The following is a 16,763-nucleotide window of genomic DNA, read 5'->3' on the forward strand; positions in this document are numbered from 1 at the left end:
TTTTTTTAATAAGGAACCGCCTACCACCATATCCTACACCTTTCTATTCTTCGGCAGCGTCAGATGTTTATAAAAGACAGGGGCGGGGGTATCCCAGCGGTTCACCTCGAAATCGCTGCCGCCGCAGAAGGCGATGCGGTCGTCGATGACGAGGATCTTCTGGTGCTGGCAGGCGCCGAAGGGCAGCGTGCCGTCGATGCGGACATCGATATCGGGGCCCAAGCTCGCGCGGACGCTCTCGGGGGTGTGGTCGTTGCCCGCCGAGATCGGCCAGGGCATGTCCCAGATCAGGATGCGGATGGCGAGATCCGGCCGCTCCGCCTTCAGGCATCGCAGCAGCTCCGCCAGGGTCTGGCCGGCTTCGGGCGTCTCCGCCGCCGGCAGCAGGCGCACCCGCGGGTCGAAGCTCCAGCCGATCAGGGTGATGTGGCGGCGCGCCTTGAGCAGGGCGGCGCGGGCGGCGGCGAAATAGGCCGCCCCGTCGTGGAGCACGGCGACGCGTTCCGCCGGCTCCCGCCGCCAGCAGGTCAGACCGGGCCGCAACCAGCTCTCGGACACGCCGTCCCCCACCTCGATGATGTCCCGCCTCATGCGCCCGCGCCGGCCCTTCCCGCCTCGAGCTTGGCCCGCACCCGCCGCCGCGTCAGTTCCACCACCGCGACCGTGGCGACGAGCCCGAGGCCGAGGGTGATCCAGTGGGTCGGCTCGTCGCCCCCTGCCCGGCGGCCGATGGCGCCGAGATAGACGCAGACCACGGTGCCCGGCAGCATGCCGATCACCGTCGAGATCAGATAGGCCGGCGTGCCGACCTCCGTGACCCCGAGGGCATAGTTCTGCGCGTTGAACGGCACGAAGGGGCTGAGGCGCATCAGGGTGAGCAGCCGCCAGCCGCCGTCCCCCACCGCCTCCACGGTCGCCTTGAAGGCCGGCCGCCGCTCGATCAGCGCCCGCACCCGATCCCGGAACAGGTAGCGGGCGGCGAAGAAGGCGAGCCAGGAGCCGAGCGTGGCGGCGAGGAGCACCACCGGCATCACCGCCCAGCCGAAGGCCACCGCCCCCGCGATGGTGAGCGGCGTGCCCGGCACGACGAGGAGCGTCGCGACGAAGAACAGCAGGCCGAAGGCGAGAAGCCCATAGGGACCGAGCCCGTTCGCCCAGGCCGAGAAGGCGCGCAGCCATTCCTCGATTGGCAGGAGGAACCACACCCCCACCGCGAGGGCGGCGGCGAGCGCGGCGACGGCCCAGGTGCCGAGGGAGGAGAAGCGGGCTGGTTGACCGGCCGACCGGCGGGCAGGATCCATCGGGGGCTCGGGCGGGGCTCGGCAAGAATGCGGGACGGGCGCGGGACGCGAAAGTCGGACGCGAGCGCAAAGCGCGAGACCGCGCATCTGTTCCCGCGAGCCGCCCGATCCATGTCGCCGGCTCACCAGTCCCGGTCGAGCCGGACGGCGATCCGGCTGGGACGCGCCCCGGCCAGGACCCGTTCGAGGGAGGCGAGCGCCCGCCGGGCCTTGCCGAGCCGAGGGCGGCGCCAGCGGCGCTCGTAGCCCCGCAACGCCACCGCCGCCTCGCCGAGGCGGTCTCCGGCGGCGGCGAGGCGGTCCACCGCCCGGCGGATCGGCGGAGTTTCCTCGGTCAGCACACAGAGATCGGAGAGATGGTTGCGCAGGGCGTGGAGGTCGTCGCGTCCCCCGCCCTCGTCCGCAAGGGCGGCGAGCGCTCCGTCCATCGCCAGGATCAGGCCCGCGAGCGGCTGCGGCAGCGGCCGAAGCCTTCCTTCTCCCAGAAGGAGGGACGGATCGTCCGGTGCAGGCCCCTGCGCGGCGACTCCCATGAACGCTCCGCTGACTGAACACGGGACGCGCGGGAAGCGCGTCGCGGCCAACGCCTCACGCGGTGAGTCGGCGCGGCCTCGGAGGGCATAACCACCGGATACGGCACACCGGAACCGTTCAGACGCAACCTCATATGAAAAGACTTTTCACGATGCGGGAGAGCGAGGTTGCGACCCCTTCGCCTCCGGCGCCGAACGCGGACGTCTCAGAGCATAGACGAGCGCGCCGGCCGTCATCAGCGCCAAGGCGTACCATGTCAGCGCGTAGACGAGATGGTTGTTATGGAAGGCCACCACGGTGAGGCCGCCGACCGGCAGGCCACCGCGATTGGGGGTGGCGTCGGCATCCACGAAGTAGGGGGCGGCGTCGGACAGGTTCCGGGCGGCGGCGATGGCCGCCACGTCGCGGGAATACCAGCGGCCGGCCCCCGGATCGTTGCGGCGCAGGAAGCCGCCGCCCGGCTCGGACAGGCGCAGCAGGCCGGTGACCGTCACCTCCCCCTCCGGCTCGCCCGCGGCGCGGGCGGAGCGGTCGCGGGCCTCCGTCGGCACGAAGCCGCGATTGACCAGAACGGGAAAGCCCCGCTCGGTGTTGAGGGGGACGAGAACCCAGAAACCGCCGCCGCGCTCGGTCACGGCCTGGACCAGGGTGGCGCGGTCATGGGCGAAGCGGCCGGTGAGGCGGACGCGCCGGTACTCGGCGGACGGCCCGGTGAGACCGGCCCATTCCTCCGGTCCCGGCGCCGCGACCGGATCGGCGTGGATGCGCGCCGCGACGCGGTCGATCAGGTCGAGCTTCCAGGCGCGACGCTCGACCTGCCACGTGCCGAGGCCGAGAAACACCCCGACCAGCGCGAGGCCCGCCACCGCCAGGAGGATCCGGGCGAGAAGCGGGCGGCGCCGGCCCGGAGCCGAACCGGCCTCTGCTTCGGCGGCGCGCGCTCTGGGCGATCCGTCAGGGGGCGTGGCGCATCTCCTCGGCGGAGACCGGCATCATGTTGGCGTTCAGGTGGTGCATCACCCAGATCGAACCGCACAGCGTGATGACCACGATGGTGACCGTGAAGATCAGCGCCAGGAAGGTCCAGCCGCCCTCCGATTTGGTGTTCATGTGCAGGAAGTAGATCATGTGAACCACGATCTGCACCACGGCGAGCCCGAGGATGACGACGCCGGTGACGAGCTTGTCGCCGAGCACGTCGGCCATCACCAGCCAGAACGGGATCGCCGTCAGGATGACCGAGAGCACGAAGCCGGTCACGTAATCCTTGAACGAGCCGTGGCCGTGAGCGTCCTGCCCGTGATGGCCATGGTCGTGACCATGGCCGTGCGTGTGCGCTGCCCCGCTCATTGCAGGACTCCCATCAGGTACACGAAGGTGAAGACGCCGATCCAGATGACGTCGAGGAAGTGCCAGAACATCGACAGGCACATCAGCCGGCGCTTGTTCTCGGGCACGAGGCCGCGCAGGCGAGTCTGGACCATCAGGGTGACGAGCCAGATCAGGCCGAAGGTGACGTGCAGGCCGTGGGTTCCGACCAGGGTGAAGAACGCGGACAGGAAGCCGCTGCGCTGGGGCGTGGCCCCCTCGTGGATCAGGTGGGAGAATTCCCACAATTCGAGCCCGACGAAGGCGGCGCCGAACAGGCCGGTGACCGCCAGCCAGAGCTGGGTCTTGGAGAGATCGCCCTTCTCCATCTCCAGCATGGCGAAGCCATAGGTGATGGAGGAGAACAGCAGCATCGACGTGTTCACCGCCACGATCGGCAGGTCGAACAGGTCCTTGGGCGAGGGCCCGGCCGCGTAGCTGCGGCCGAGCACGGCGTAGGTGGCGAACAGGACCGCGAAGATGAGGCAATCGCTCATCAGGTAGATCCAGAAGCCGAGCATCGTGCTCCCTTCCGGGTGATGCTCTCCCTCGAGATCGAGGAAGTTCGGCACGTCGGCCGTCGAGGCCTGGGTCATGGCGGGGTTTCCGTGAGTTGCCATGGCGTGATCAGGCCCGCACAGCCGCCAGCGCCCGGGTCCGCTCCTGCTCGGTGCGGCTGACCGTGTCGGCGGGGATGTAGAAGTCGCGGTTGTAGTTGAAGGTGTGCCCGATCGCGACGACGAGGGTCGCCACGAAGGTGAGGGCCGCCAGCCACCAGATGTACCAGATCATCGCGAAGGAGAAGGCGATGCCGAGCACGCCGAGGATCACGCCGGTGGCGGTGTTCTTGGGCATGTGGATCGGCTTGTAGCCCTGGAGCGGACGCTGGAAGCCGCGGCTCTTCATCTGCCACCACGCGTCGAGGTCATGCACCACGGGCGTGAAGGCGAAGTTGTAGTCCGGCGGCGGCGAGGAGGTGGACCATTCCAGCGTCCGGCCGCCCCACGGGTCGCCGGTCACGTCGCGCAGGGCCTCGCGGTTTTTGATCGAGACCGCGAACTGGACGATCATCGCGCCGATGCCCAGTGCGATCAGGCCCACGCCGATGGCGGCGATGACGAACCAGATCTGGAGCGAGGGATCGTCGAAGTGCTGGACGCGGCGGGTGACGCCCATCAGGCCGAGCACGTAGAGCGGCATGAAGGCGACGTAGAAGCCGATGGTCCAGAACCAGAAGCTGACCTTCCCCCAGAACGGGTCGAGCTTGAAGCCGAAGGCTTTCGGGAACCAGTAGTTCACGCCGGCGAACATGCCGAACAGCACGCCGCCGATGATCACGTTGTGGAAGTGCGCGATCAGGAACAGCGAGTTGTGGAGCACGAAGTCGGCCGGGGGCACGGCGAGCAGCACGCCGGTCATGCCGCCGATCACGAAGGTGACCATGAAGCTCACGGTCCAGAGCATCGGCACGTCGAAGCGGATGCGGCCGCGATACATCGTGAACAGCCAGTTGAAGATCTTCGCACCCGTCGGGATCGAGATGATCATCGTCGTGATGCCGAAGAACGAGTTCACGCTGGCGCCCGACCCCATCGTGAAGAAGTGGTGCAGCCACACGAGGTAGGACAGGATCGTGATGACGATGGTCGCGTAGACCATCGAGGTGTAGCCGAACAGGCGCTTGCCGCAGAAGGCGGAGGTGACCTCGGAGAAGACGCCGAAGGCCGGCAGGATGAGGATGTAGACCTCCGGGTGGCCCCAGATCCAGATGAGGTTGAAGTACATCATCGGATTGCCGCCGAGGTCGTTCGTGAAGAAGTGCGTGCCGACGTAGCGGTCGAGCGTCAGCAGCGCGAGAACGGCGCCCAGGATCGGGAAGGCGGCCACGATGAGCACGTTGGTGCACAGCGAGGTCCAGGTGAAGATCGGCAGCTTCATCATCGACATGCCGGGCGCGCGCATCTTCACGATGGTCGCGATCAGGTTGATGCCCGACAGGGTCGTGCCGATACCGGCGATCTGCAGGCCCCAGATGTAGTAATCGACCCCGACGCCGGGGCTCATATCCGCGCCGGAGAGCGGCGGATAGGCGAGCCAGCCGGTGCGGGCGAACTCACCGATGAACAGCGAGAGCATCACCGTGACCGCGCCCGAGACCGTCATCCAGAACGAGAAGTTGTTCAGGAACGGGAAGGCGACGTCGCGGGCGCCGATCTGCAGCGGCACGACGTAGTTCATCAGGCCGGTGACGAAGGGCATCGCCACGAAGAAGATCATGATCACGCCGTGGGCGGTGAAGATCTGGTCGTAGTGATGCGGCGGCAGGTAGCCCTCGTTGGCACCGAAGGCGATCGCCTGCTGCGAGCGCATCATCAGCGCGTCGGCGAAGCCGCGCAGCAGCATCACGAGCGCCAGGACGACGTACATGATGCCGATCTTCTTGTGGTCGACCGACGTCACCCAATCGCGCCAGAGCGGACCCCAGAAGCGGAAATAGGTGATCGCGGCCAGCACCGCGATTCCGGCCACGGCGACGCCTGCGAAGGTCACTTGCAGAATCGGCTCGTGATACGGGATGTCCTCCAGGGAGAGACGCCCGAACAGCAAGTGCTGCAGGTCGGTGTTTGCGAACATGGGTCGAAACTCGTCCGTGAATCCTGATGCGGCGACGGATCAGTTGTTGGTCTGGTCGGGGGCGGCGCGGCCTTGCCCGCTGCCCTCGTGGGTCTTGTCGGCGTCGGGCGCCTCGCTCTTGGGCGCGCGGTGCGAGGCCGGCGTCGTCGCGCCGGGCGGCTCGTCGCCCCGTTCGGTGTGGCGGTTGTCGTACTGGAGCCGCCCGGCGTTCTCGTGGCTCTCCTTGCCGGCGCCGCCCTTGGCGTCGATGGCCATCATCTCGCTCATGCACATCTTGCCGGGAACGGCGCACATGCCGACGATCTTGTCGAAGAGCCCGTCACTGAAAGAGGAATAATAGGTGACGGCCACCCGCTCGCTCGGGCGCTCCAACTGAAGATAAGCATCGCGGCTCAGGTCCGAACCCTGCTGCTTCACTTTGGCGACCCAACGGTCGAAGCCGTCGCCTTCAAGCCCGTGGAACTTGAAGGTCATGTGCGAGAAGCCGCTGCCGCTGTATTGCGAGGCGAGCCCGTCATACTCGCCCGGCCGGTTGATCACCGCGTGCAGCTGCGTCTGCATGCCGGGCATGGCGTAGATCATGCCGGCGAGCGCCGGGACGTAGAAGGCGTTCATCACCGAGGAGGCGGTGAGCTTGAAGGCGATCGGCCGGTTCACCGGCGCGGCCAGCTCGTTGACGGTGGCGATGTTGTATTCGGGGTAGAAGAACAGCCACTTCCAATCGAGGGCGACGACCTGCACCTCGAGCGGCTTGACCTCCGCCGCCACCGGTTTGCCCGGCTCGATGCGCGAGAGCGGCCGGAACGGGTCGAGGGTGTGGGTGCTGATCCAGGTCAGCGCCCCGAGGGCGATGATGATCAGCAGCGGCGCGGTCCAGATCACGACCTCGAGGGCGGTCGAGTGATCCCAGTCGGGATCATGGCGCGCCGCCGTGTTCGAGGCCCGGTAGCGCCACGCGAAGAGCAGGGTCAACACGATCACCGGGATGATGATGAGGAGCATCAGCCCGGTCGAGGCGAGGACGAGGTTGCGCTGCTGCACGGCGATGTCGCCGGAGGGCTGCATCACCACGAGGTTACAGCCGGCGAGCAGGCCGAACAGGGGCAGCAGGACGAGTCCGCGCAGGATCCGGCGCGCGGAGCCGGCCCCGGCAGGAGCCCTGAGTGAACGGTCGGCGGTCATGGCCAAGAATCTTCGTTCCATCGCAAGGGCCGCGCGGGTCTTCTCCCGCACGGCGACGGTTCGTTTCGCTCAACAATCCGGGCGGGCGGACCCGAATCCGCCCGCGACGGGGATCACATCTGGCGCATCTCGGAGCGATCGAGGCTGAGGGCGAGCAGCGTCGCCAACGCACCCGACAGCAGGTACACGCCGACCATCGCGAGCCCGTATTCGGTGGAGAGGTACAGCACCACGAGGGGAGCGAAGCCGGCGCCGAACAGCCACGCGAGGTCGGAGGTCAGCGCCGCGCCGGTGTAGCGGTAGCGCGCACCGAGCCGGGAGGTCACGGCACCGGCGGTCTGGCCGTAGGACAGGCCCAGCAGCATGAAGCCGATATTGACGTAGATCGTCTGGCCGATGGCGTTCTCGCCGAAGATCAGCGGCGCCAGGATGCTGCCGCAGGCGAAGGCGGCGATCAGCCCGGCGCTGATGAGCAGCATGTTGCGGCGCCCGATCTGGTCGGCGATCAACCCCGAGGCGGCGATGGCGCCGGCGCAGACGATGGCGCCGGAGAACTGCACCATCAGGAACTCGCCGGCGGAGCGGTCGCTCGACAGGGTGAGCCAGGCGATCGGGAAGATCGTCACGAGGTGGAACAGGGCGAAGCTCGCCAGCGGCACGAAGGCGCCGATCCACACGTCGAGGGCGTGGTGGCGGGCCAAATCGACGACGCCGACCGGCTCCAGCTGGCCCTTGTCGAGAAGCCGGGTGAATTCCGGGGTAGCGACGAGCCTGAGCCGCGCGAACAGGGCCACGACGTTGATGGTGAAGGCGCAGAAGAACGGGAAGCGCCAGCCCCAATCGATGAAGTCGGCCTGGGTCAGGTTGACGACGAAGAAGGAGAACAGGGCGCTCGCCACCATGAAGCCGATCGGCGCGCCGAGCTGCGGGATCATCGCGTACCAGCCGCGCTGCTCACGGGGAGCGTTGAGGGCGAGCAGCGAGGCCATGCCGTCCCAGGCCCCGCCGAGGGCGAAGCCCTGCGCGACCCGCAGCACCGCGAGCAGCTCGATGGCGACGACGCCGATCGAGTTGTAGCTCGGCAGGAAGCTGATCGCGGCCGTCGAACCGCCGAGCAGGAACAGGGCGATGGTGAGCTTCACCCCGCGCCCGTGCTGCTTGTGGATCTTCATGAAGAAGATCGATCCGAGCGGGCGGGCGACGAAGGCCAGCGCGAAGATGCCGAAGGAGTAGAGCGTCGCCGCCAGCGGCTCCGCGAAGGGGAAGAACACCTTCGGGAACACCAGCACCGAGGCGATGCCGAACACGAAGAAGTCGAAATATTCCGACGCGCGCCCGATCACCACGCCGAGCGCGATGTCGTTGGGGTGGACGTCGTGGTGGCTCATGGCCACTTGCGCGTCCCGCTCGAGGGGATGGGAAGTGGCCGTGGCGTTGTCGGTGTTCATCGCGGGCAGCCGGCTCGCCTGAAGGTGCATCGATGCCGCCGCCTTGCCGCGGCGTTCGGCACGTGCCTAGCGGATGGGTTCACATACGCAAAGAGATTTTGGCGTCGCAACAGAGCGCACAGGCCGGCCATGCAACCAAAGCAGGGGTCATGCGCTCACGCGTGCATGGAGAGCTGCGCTAGGCACAGGATGCATAATAGATCCGGATCGGCAGGATAAATCGTCTCCGAAGGCGCCCTGGAACGATGCAGCCGGCCTCACATCGCGTGTCGACGCCCGTGGATTCGGGCCCGACCGGACCGTGCCTGCGGCATCCCCGCGCCCCGGTGAGGGTGGCCGCGGGGCGGATACGGGGGTCAGGGATGCGCCCCGCCGCGCGGCGGAGCCTTGATCCGGTACCAGCCGACGTAGAGCGCCGGCAGGAACAGCAGGGTCAGCAGGGTCGCCGCCAGGATGCCGCCGATCATCGCGTAGGCCATCGGCCCCCAGAACACCTCGCGGGCGATCGGGATCAGGCCGAGGCTCGCCGCCGCCGCCGTCAGCAGGATCGGGCGCATGCGGTGGCGGGTGGCCTCCACCACGGCGTCCCACGGACCCATCCCCTCCGCCTCGCATTCCTCGATCTGGCTCACCAGGATCACGGCGTTGCGGACGATGATCCCGATCAGCGCCAGGATGCCGAGGATCGCGACGAAGCCCATCGGCTTGTCGAAGAGAAGAAGGGCCGGGACCACCCCGATCAATCCGAGCGGCGCGACCGAGAACACCAGGAACAGCTTCTGGAAGCTCTGGAGCTGGATCATCAGGAACAGGGCCATGGCGAGCAGCATCACCGGCACCACGGCGGCGATCGGCCCCTGTCCCTTGCCCGCCTCCTCGACCGCGCCGCCGGTGGCGAGCGTATAGCCCTCCGGCAGCGCCTTCACGTAGGCGTCGATGGCCGGCTGCAGGGCGGCGACGACGGTGGGCGGCTGGGTCGCGTCGGTGATGGTGGCGCGCACCGTCAGCGTCGGCACCCGGTCGCGGCGCCAGACGATCGGCTGCTCCAGGTCGTAGTCGATCTTGGCGAAGGCCAGGAGCGGCACGACCGCGCCGTTGGAGAGGGCGACCTGCAGGCTCTGGAGCGTGTCGAGGGAGGTGCGCTCCACCGTGCGGGCCCGGCCCACCACGTTCACGAGATAGATCGAATCGCGCACCTGCGTGATCGCCTGACCGCCGACGATGCCGTTGAGGATGCCGGCGATGTCCTGGCTGGTGACGCCGAGCTGGCGCGCCTTGTCCTGAAGGATCTCGACGCGCAGCACCTTGCCGGGCTCGTTCCAGTCGAAGGTCGGCACCGCGAGGCGCGGGTCGGTCGCCACCACGTCGGCGAGCTTGAGGGCGAGGCGGCGCACCTCCTGCACGTCGGGCCCTGAGAGGCGGTACTGGATCGGGCGGCCCACCGGAGGGCCGAGATTGAGCGGCTGCACCAGCACGTCGGTGCCGACGAAATCGCGCCGCCCGATTCCCTGCAGGCGGGCCATCACCCGGTCCCGCACCTCCAGCGACTTCGTGACGATCACGATCTGCCCGAAGAAGGCGTTGGCGAGCTGCTGGTCCAGGGGCAGGTAGAAGCGCACCGCGCCCTGGCCGACATAGGAGGACCAGCGGTCGATATCGGGATCGTCCTTCAGATAGGTCTCGAAGCGGTCCATCTGCGCCCTGGTCTCGGCGATGGTGGCGTTCTGCGGCAGGGTCAGGTCGACGAGGACCTCGCTGCGGTCGGAGGACGGGAAGAATTGCTGCTGCACATGGCCCATCCCGACCACGGCGAGCCCCATCAGGGCGACGCAGAGGATCACGGTGACCCAGCGCAGCCGCATCGCCACCCGCAGCACCGCCATGAAGGCGCGGGTGAACAGGCCCTGCTTCTCGGCATGGTGCTTCATGGTCCTGGGCAGGATGGTCACGCCGAGCAGCGGCGCGAACAGGACCGCGACCACCCAGGAGACGAGCAGCGAGGCGGCGATCACCACGAACAGCGAGTAGGTGTACTCACCCGCCGAGGAGCCGTTGAAGCCGATCGGCAGGAAGCCCGCCACCGTCACCAGGGTGCCGGTGAGCATCGGGAAGGCGGTGGAGGTGTAGGCGAAGGTCGCCGCCTTCTTCAGGTTGTCGCCGAGTTCGAGGCGGGCCACCATCATCTCGACGGTGATCATCGCGTCGTCGACGAGCAGGCCGAGGGCGATGATGAGCGCGCCGAGCGAGATGCGCTGCAGCGTCACGCCCATCACCTGCATGATGACGAACACGATGGCGAGCACCAGCGGGATCGAGACCGCGACGACGAGGCCGGCGCGCAACCCGAGGCTGACGAAGCTCACCACCAGCACGATGACGACCGCCTCGACCAGGGCCTTGGTGAAGCCGCCGACCGCCTCCTCGACGATCTTGGGCTGGTCGGAGACGAGATGGATGCCGACGCCGATGGGCAGCTTGCCCTCGACGAGGTGCATCCGCTCCTTCAGATCCTCGCCGAACTTGAGCAGGTTGGCGTTGGGCCGCATGGCGATGGCGAGCCCGATCGCCGGCTGGCCGTCCACGCGGAACAGCGCCGCCGGCGGATCCTCGTAGCCGCGGGAGATCTCGGCCACGTCGGCGAGGCGGAAGAAGCGGTCGTTGAAGCGCAGGTTGACGTTGCGCAGGGACTCCTCGGAGGTGAACTGGCCGCTCACCCGCAGGGAGACCCGCTCCGGCCCGGCCTGGACCACGCCGGAGGCCGCCACGGCGTTCTGCGATTGCAGCGCCTTGATCAGCGCCTGGATGTCGATGCCGTAGCCCGCGAGCTTGCGGGTCGAGAAATCGAGGTAGATCGTCTCGCCCTGCACGCCCATCAGCAGGGTCTTGCCGATATTGGGCACCTTCAGGATCTCGGTGCGCACGCCCTCGACATAATCGCGCAATTGCCGGTGGGTCAGGCCGTCGGCGGTGAAGGCGTAGACATTGCCGTAGACGTCGCCGAACTCGTCGTTGAAGGCCGGCCCCTGCACCCCTTGCGGAAAGGTGTGCTGGATGTCGCCCAGGCGTTTGCGCACCTGATAGAACGCGGGCTGGATCTCCTCCTTCCGCGTGGTGTCGCGGAACTGCACGAATACCGTCGCCTGACCCGGCGTGGTGTAGCTCCTGACGTAATCGAGGGCGTTGATCTGCTGCAACTCCTTCTCGATCCGGTCGGTGACCTGATCGAGGGTGTCCTTGATGGTGGCGCCGGGCCAAGTCGCCTGGACCACCATGGTCTTGATGGCAAACGGCGGATCCTCCTCCCGGCCGAGCCGGGAATAGGCCATCACGCCGGCCACGAGGCAGACCAGCATCAGGAACCAGACCAGCGAGCGGTGGCCGAGCGCCCAATCGGAGAGATTGAAGTCCTTCACGCGCGAAAACCTCCGCAGGAACCCCGAACGCGCGTCAGTGGCGCTCGTCGGTCAGGCGCACGGCCTGACCGTCGCGCAGGGAATGGACGCCGGCCACGACGACCCGCTCGCCGGGCGTCAAGCCCGTCCGCACGGCGATGCGCCCGTGCTCGCCGTGGCCGTCCCCGTCGAGGGTCACGTCCCGGCGCGCGACATGCAGATCGCCCTCGCGCGTTCCCTCGCCCGGCACGATCCAGACCGAGCGCCGCCCCTCGGCCTCGAGCAGGGCGGTGGCGGGCAGGAGGAAGCGGCGCTCGGTGCGGCGCTCCAGCGAGACGGTGATGGTGGCCCCGAGCCGGAAGGCCGGGCCGGGCTCCTCCAGCGTCAGCCGGACGCGCCGGGTGCGCGTGCCGGCCTCGGCGAAGGGCGCGACCTCGCGGACGCGCCCCCGCGCGGTGATCTCCGGCGCGCTCTGGAGCACCACCGTGAACAGGCCGTCCTTGGGCATCGCCCCGGCCAGGGTGTCGGGGATGTCGACCACCGCCTCGCGGGTTTCCGGCCGGGCCAGCGTCACGATTCCCTGCCCCGGACTCACCACCTGACCGATCTCGGCGAGGCGCTGGGTGACGACGCCGTCGAAATCGGCGTGGAGTTCGGTGTAGCCGATCTGGTCGCGGGCCTTCTGCAGGCTGGCCCCGGCCTGGGCGAGGCGGGCCTGGGCGGTGTCGCGCCGGGCCACCGCCGCGTCGAGCTGGGCCTGGGTGACGTTGCCGCCCTCGGTCAGGCGCCGGGTGCGGGCCTCGGTGGCGCTGGCATTCTCGGCCTGGGCCTTGGCATCGGCGAGTTCGGCCTCGGCCCGGCTGAGATCGAACCGCGACACGATCGGATCGAGGGCGGCCAAACGCTGCCCCTTCTTCACGACATCGCCCACGGTGACGTCGCGCGCCACCACCCGCCCGCCGATCTGGAAGCCCAGCTGCGATTGGTAGCGCGGCTCGACGGTGCCGGCGAAGGGGCCGAAGATCTCGCTGTCGGTCGGCTGGGCCAGGGCGGTCAGCACCGGCCGCACCGGCGGCGGGGCCTGACTCTCCTGTGACGGCTGGCAGGCGGCCAACGCGACCGGGCCGACGAGGGCGCCGAAAACAGCGATACGCCTCATTGTCCGCCCTTCCCCGCCGCCGGGATCCCCTGCCCGGTCGCGGCTTCCCGCCCTCCGGCGACGGCGACGCGCTGGCCGGGGCGCAGGAACTGGATGCCGGCGACCACCACCGTCTCGCCGGGCTCGACGCCCGCTTTGAGCACGATGTCGTCGAAGCCGTAGCGGTCGATCTCGACCCGGCGGATCGAGACGGTGCCGGTGGCCGGATCGTGGATCCACACCGCCGGCCGGTCGTCGGAGCGGTAGAGCGCCGACCAGGGCAGCACCACCGCCTCGCGGGTGGCGAAGCGGCCCCGGCCGATCACCACCGCGCCCAGCGACATGGAGGGCGGCGTCGCCTCGAGCCCGACCTTGACCCGCACGGTGCCGCTCGTCGCGTCCACCGTCGGCGAAATCTCGCGCACGCGCCCCGTCGCCGCCACGGCGGGATCGGATTGGAGCGTGACGCGGATCGTCTTGTCGCCGGGCGGCTTGGCGGTCAGCGCTTCGTAGACGTTGAACACCGCGTCGCGCGGACCGTCCTGGGCCAGCACCATCACCGCCTGACCCGCCTGCACCACCTGCCCGACCTCGAAGGTCCGGCTCATGACGATGCCGGGCACGCCCGCGCGCAATTCGGTATAGGAGAGCTGCTCCTCGGCGGTGCCGAGGGCCGCCTTGGCCGAATCGACCGCCGCCTGGGAGGTCCGCAACTGCTGCTCGGCATTGTCGTAGGATGGCCGCGTGGTGTAGCCGCTGCCGATGAGCTGCTTCTGGCGCTCGAAGGTGACCTTGGCCTGGGTCAATTGCGCTTCCGCCGAGACCAGGGCGGCGCGGGCATTGTCGAGATTGGCTCGCTGCGTCAGCGGTTCCAGCACGGCGAGCACCTGATCGGCGCCGACATGATCGCCCACCTCGACCCGGCGCTCGGCGACCTTGCCGTTGGTGCGGAAGGCGACGTTGGTCTGGGCCTGGGCCTGGATGTCGCCGGTCAGCACCACATCCGAGGCGACGGGGGTTTTCTGCGCCTGCCGGACCCGGACCAGCACCACCGCGAGATCCTCCGCCGGCGCATCGGCCGGCGTATCGACCGGCGCGGCCTGAACCGGACGCTCCCCTGCGAGGAGGGCGGCCGCCATGACGAGAGTCAGGAAAGCGACAGGGGGACGGAGCCGTGAGGTCATCGGCCGAGTTTTCCGAACGGCGACGGCATAGCGAAGGGCGCTGCTGCCGCGGGGCGACTTTCGCGGCGCAGGCTTATCGCGTATCTTACCGACCGTCCAGACGGTTTTTAATCGGAGTTCGGGAGCGACCATGTCGCAGAGGACGCGCGGCCGGCGCGACGAGCGGGCGGGAGTGATCCTCGACGCGGCGAGTGCGGTGCTGCGCCACGGCGGCTCGCGGGCCCTGACGATCGACGCGGTGGCGGCGCAGGCGGGCCTGAGCAAGGGAGGCGTGCTGCATCATTACGCCTCGAAGGATGCGCTGATCCTCGCGCTGGTCGCCCGCGAACTCAAGGAGCTGCGGGAGGGCATCGCTGCCTGCGAGACCGAGCATCCGCCCGGACCCTCCGGGCTGGCGCTGGCCATGGTCACCCATCTGCGCCGCAGCTATTGCGGCGAGGACGAGTCGTCCCGCGCCCTGCTCCTCGCCGCCGTCGAGAATCCGGAGGCGCTCGCCGGCTACCGCGCCTTCGTGGCCGAGCGGCTGGCCCGGCTCGACGCCGCGCCTGGCGCGCCCGGCACCGGGATGGCCCTGTTCTTCTCCCTGCTCGGGGTGGTGATGGGGCGCACCCTCGGCTTCCACGACCTCAGCGCGGCGCAGATCGAACCGATTCTGAACGCCCTGGAGCGCACGGCACGGGATCTCGGCTGACGGATCGCCGCACCCTCGGACAACGCCATGGAGGGCTTTCCGGGGATGAGCGCCAGGATGGTGCGGAAGCAGGGCCTTTTCAGGCAGACCGGCCGCCACCATGCGAGGCCCGGCCCGACTCCGGCCTCGTTCCGGATGCCCGAGCCCCGCAGCCGGCGTCCGGCAAGTCGGGATGACGGATGTCGTCGGCGCTCGAGCGCCGCGCGGGCCGTCCGATACGGTTTCCGCTTGATCAAGCGGAAACCGTATCGGACGATGTTCTTACACCGAATCCTTGCATGGCACGTAACGATGGATGGCGGGAGCCAATCCATCATATGTTCTTTCAAAGAAAAGCGTCTCGCTATCGAAGGACGTTGAACGGCCTGTACCGCCACTCTAGCTTCGATGCCGCCCTCCGGATGCGGGAAGGACAATGCCGACGAACGACACCGATGCCCTCGCCGAAGTCGCCGCTTTGTGCGCGGCCGCTCGAGCGAGGCTTCCGGTTTCGGGCTTCCACCGGCTCCGCGTCCTGCTCGACATGATCCTGATCGATCTCGACCGCGAGGGTCCGCCGAAGGATCATGCGGCGGAGGAGCCGGACAAGCTCTGATACGGTCACCGCTTGGCGCAAGCGGTGACCGTATCAGAGCCCGCGCGGTGCCGCGCCGCGGCGGCTCGCGGGCCCGGATTCGACGACCGGAACGAGGCGCCGGATCAGGTGTCGTCGATCTGGCAGACGAGGCGGATCGTCATCACGCCGTCCCCGCTCTCATCGCGCACGGTCAGGACCAGGGTGCAGTCCTGGCTGTCCTCGGCCTCCGCCGCCATCAGCGCCGTCATCACCCGCAGGGCCTCGCGCCGCAGGGCGAGCGGCTCCCGGATCTCGCGACCCACCTCGTCCTTCAGATCCGCGCCGTCATTGATGTCGAAGAAATAACGCGGCATCGGGCAAGCGCTGTTCGAAAAGGGGCTCATCCGCCCGGCCGAGCGCCGAACGGCCGCATGGCGCAACCCGTCCGCCCGGCGCGGGCGCCCTCCCCGCGCCTCGGATTAACGGGCTGGAAAAGGGCCGGTTTCGGCCATGTGCGCCACGACTATACAGCCGCGATATCCATTTCGGGAGTGCCTGTCCGTCCTGGCCCATCATCAATGCGCGAGGATCTTCGACAAAAACTGCTGAGCCCGCTCGCTGCGGGGCCGGGAGAAGAAGGCGTCCTTCGCGGCATCCTCGACGATCTCGCCGCCATCCATGAACACCACCCGGTCGGCCACCTTGCGGGCGAAGCCCATCTCGTGGGTGACGACCATCATGGTCATGCCGTCGCGGGCGAGTTCCACCATCACGTCGAGCACCTCGCCGACCATCTCGGGATCGAGCGCCGAGGTCGGCTCGTCGAACAGCATCACCACCGGATCCATGGCGAGCGCCCGGGCGATGGCCACCCGCTGCTGCTGCCCGCCCGAGAGCTGGCCCGGAAACTTTTCCGCATGGGCCGAGAGGCCGACCCGGGCGAGGAGATCGAGGCCGCGCCTCCGCGCCTCCTCCCCGGAGCGCCCGAGCACCTTGCGCTGGGCGAGCGTCAGGTTGTCGGTGACGCTCAGGTGCGGGAACAGCTCGAAATGCTGGAACACCATGCCGACCCGTGCCCGCAGCCGCGGCAGGTTCGTCGCCCTGTCCTTCACCCGCGTGCCGTCGACGGTGATCTGCCCCTGCTGGAACGGCTCCAGGGCGTTGACGCATTTGAGCAGCGTCGACTTGCCCGAGCCCGAGGGGCCGCAGACCACCACCACCTCGCCCCGGGCGACCGCCGTGGTGCAGCCGGAGAGGACGGCGAGGTCGCCGTACCATTTCGAGACCGCCTCGACGACGATCATCGGCCCACCGGCAGCGGCCGGTCCCGGCGGC

At 68.6% G+C, this 16,763-nt stretch carries 16 protein-coding genes; 2 read left to right on the forward strand and 14 right to left on the reverse strand.

The window, feature by feature from the left end; genetic code table 11:
* Positions 1 to 33: 33 nt before the first annotated feature.
* The 12 genes from MZTS_RS01170 to MZTS_RS01225 form a co-directional block, all read right to left on the reverse strand.
* Complete coding sequence (locus MZTS_RS01170) at positions 34 to 591, reverse strand: phospholipase D-like domain-containing protein (RefSeq protein WP_246481937.1); 558 nt, start codon at positions 589 to 591, stop codon at positions 34 to 36.
* Positions 588 to 1,301, reverse strand: a complete 714-nt coding sequence (locus MZTS_RS01175; protein ID WP_192280569.1) for a TVP38/TMEM64 family protein — start codon at positions 1,299 to 1,301, stop codon at positions 588 to 590. The genes MZTS_RS01170 and MZTS_RS01175 overlap by 4 nt, the downstream gene beginning before the upstream one ends.
* A gap of 122 nt (positions 1,302 to 1,423) precedes the next feature.
* A complete protein-coding gene (locus MZTS_RS01180; protein WP_192280572.1) occupies positions 1,424 to 1,834 on the reverse strand; it encodes a hypothetical protein in 411 nt (136 codons plus the stop codon).
* A gap of 147 nt (positions 1,835 to 1,981) precedes the next feature.
* The gene (locus MZTS_RS01185; protein ID WP_192280575.1) at positions 1,982 to 2,701 is read right to left on the reverse strand and encodes an SURF1 family cytochrome oxidase biogenesis protein; all 720 of its coding nucleotides are present in this window, start codon (positions 2,699 to 2,701) and stop codon (positions 1,982 to 1,984) included.
* 88 nt (positions 2,702 to 2,789) lie between these two features.
* Positions 2,790 to 3,185 (reverse strand): cytochrome o ubiquinol oxidase subunit IV, encoded by a 396-nt coding sequence (gene cyoD, locus MZTS_RS01190; protein WP_192280577.1) that lies wholly within the window; start codon positions 3,183 to 3,185, stop codon positions 2,790 to 2,792.
* Entirely contained in the window at positions 3,182 to 3,799 is a 618-nt protein-coding gene (gene cyoC, locus MZTS_RS01195) for a cytochrome o ubiquinol oxidase subunit III (RefSeq protein ID WP_192280579.1), read from the reverse strand. Before cyoC ends, cyoD begins: the two co-directional genes overlap by 4 nt.
* Before the next feature lie 31 nt (positions 3,800 to 3,830).
* Complete coding sequence (gene cyoB, locus MZTS_RS01200) at positions 3,831 to 5,837, reverse strand: cytochrome o ubiquinol oxidase subunit I (protein WP_192280581.1); 2,007 nt, start codon at positions 5,835 to 5,837, stop codon at positions 3,831 to 3,833.
* A 39-nt stretch (positions 5,838 to 5,876) separates the two neighbouring features.
* Complete coding sequence (cyoA, locus tag MZTS_RS01205) at positions 5,877 to 7,019, reverse strand: ubiquinol oxidase subunit II (RefSeq protein ID WP_246481938.1); 1,143 nt, start codon at positions 7,017 to 7,019, stop codon at positions 5,877 to 5,879.
* Positions 7,020 to 7,132: 113 nt separating this feature from the next.
* Positions 7,133 to 8,467 (reverse strand): MFS transporter, encoded by a 1,335-nt coding sequence (locus MZTS_RS01210; protein WP_192280585.1) that lies wholly within the window; start codon positions 8,465 to 8,467, stop codon positions 7,133 to 7,135.
* 356 nt (positions 8,468 to 8,823) lie between these two features.
* Positions 8,824 to 11,880 (reverse strand): efflux RND transporter permease subunit, encoded by a 3,057-nt coding sequence (locus tag MZTS_RS01215; protein WP_192280587.1) that lies wholly within the window; start codon positions 11,878 to 11,880, stop codon positions 8,824 to 8,826.
* Positions 11,881 to 11,914: 34 nt separating this feature from the next.
* On the reverse strand, positions 11,915 to 13,018 hold the full coding sequence (locus MZTS_RS01220; protein WP_192280589.1) for an efflux RND transporter periplasmic adaptor subunit: 1,104 nt from the start codon (positions 13,016 to 13,018) through the stop codon (positions 11,915 to 11,917).
* Entirely contained in the window at positions 13,015 to 14,181 is a 1,167-nt protein-coding gene (locus tag MZTS_RS01225; protein ID WP_192280592.1) for an efflux RND transporter periplasmic adaptor subunit, read from the reverse strand. Before MZTS_RS01225 ends, MZTS_RS01220 begins: the two co-directional genes overlap by 4 nt.
* Before the next feature lie 130 nt (positions 14,182 to 14,311).
* Between MZTS_RS01225 and MZTS_RS01230 the strand changes: the two genes are divergently transcribed.
* Together MZTS_RS01230 and MZTS_RS01235 are read left to right on the forward strand one after the other, a co-directional pair.
* On the forward strand, positions 14,312 to 14,872 hold the full coding sequence (locus tag MZTS_RS01230; protein WP_192280595.1) for a TetR/AcrR family transcriptional regulator: 561 nt from the start codon (positions 14,312 to 14,314) through the stop codon (positions 14,870 to 14,872).
* Positions 14,873 to 15,287: 415 nt separating this feature from the next.
* Positions 15,288 to 15,467: a hypothetical protein gene (locus tag MZTS_RS01235; RefSeq protein WP_192280598.1), complete on the forward strand. Its 180-nt coding sequence runs from the start codon at positions 15,288 to 15,290 to the stop codon at positions 15,465 to 15,467.
* Positions 15,468 to 15,571: 104 nt separating this feature from the next.
* Here the strand turns inward: MZTS_RS01235 and MZTS_RS01240 are convergent, their stop codons facing one another.
* Complete coding sequence (locus MZTS_RS01240; protein ID WP_009862483.1) at positions 15,572 to 15,802, reverse strand: DUF6894 family protein; 231 nt, start codon at positions 15,800 to 15,802, stop codon at positions 15,572 to 15,574.
* A gap of 201 nt (positions 15,803 to 16,003) precedes the next feature.
* Entirely contained in the window at positions 16,004 to 16,732 is a 729-nt protein-coding gene (locus tag MZTS_RS01245; RefSeq protein ID WP_192280654.1) for an amino acid ABC transporter ATP-binding protein, read from the reverse strand.
* Between the last annotated feature and the right edge of the window lie 31 nt (positions 16,733 to 16,763).

The sequence above is a fragment of the Methylorubrum zatmanii genome (genome assembly GCF_014845115.1).
GTDB lineage: Bacteria > Pseudomonadota > Alphaproteobacteria > Rhizobiales > Beijerinckiaceae > Methylobacterium > Methylobacterium zatmanii.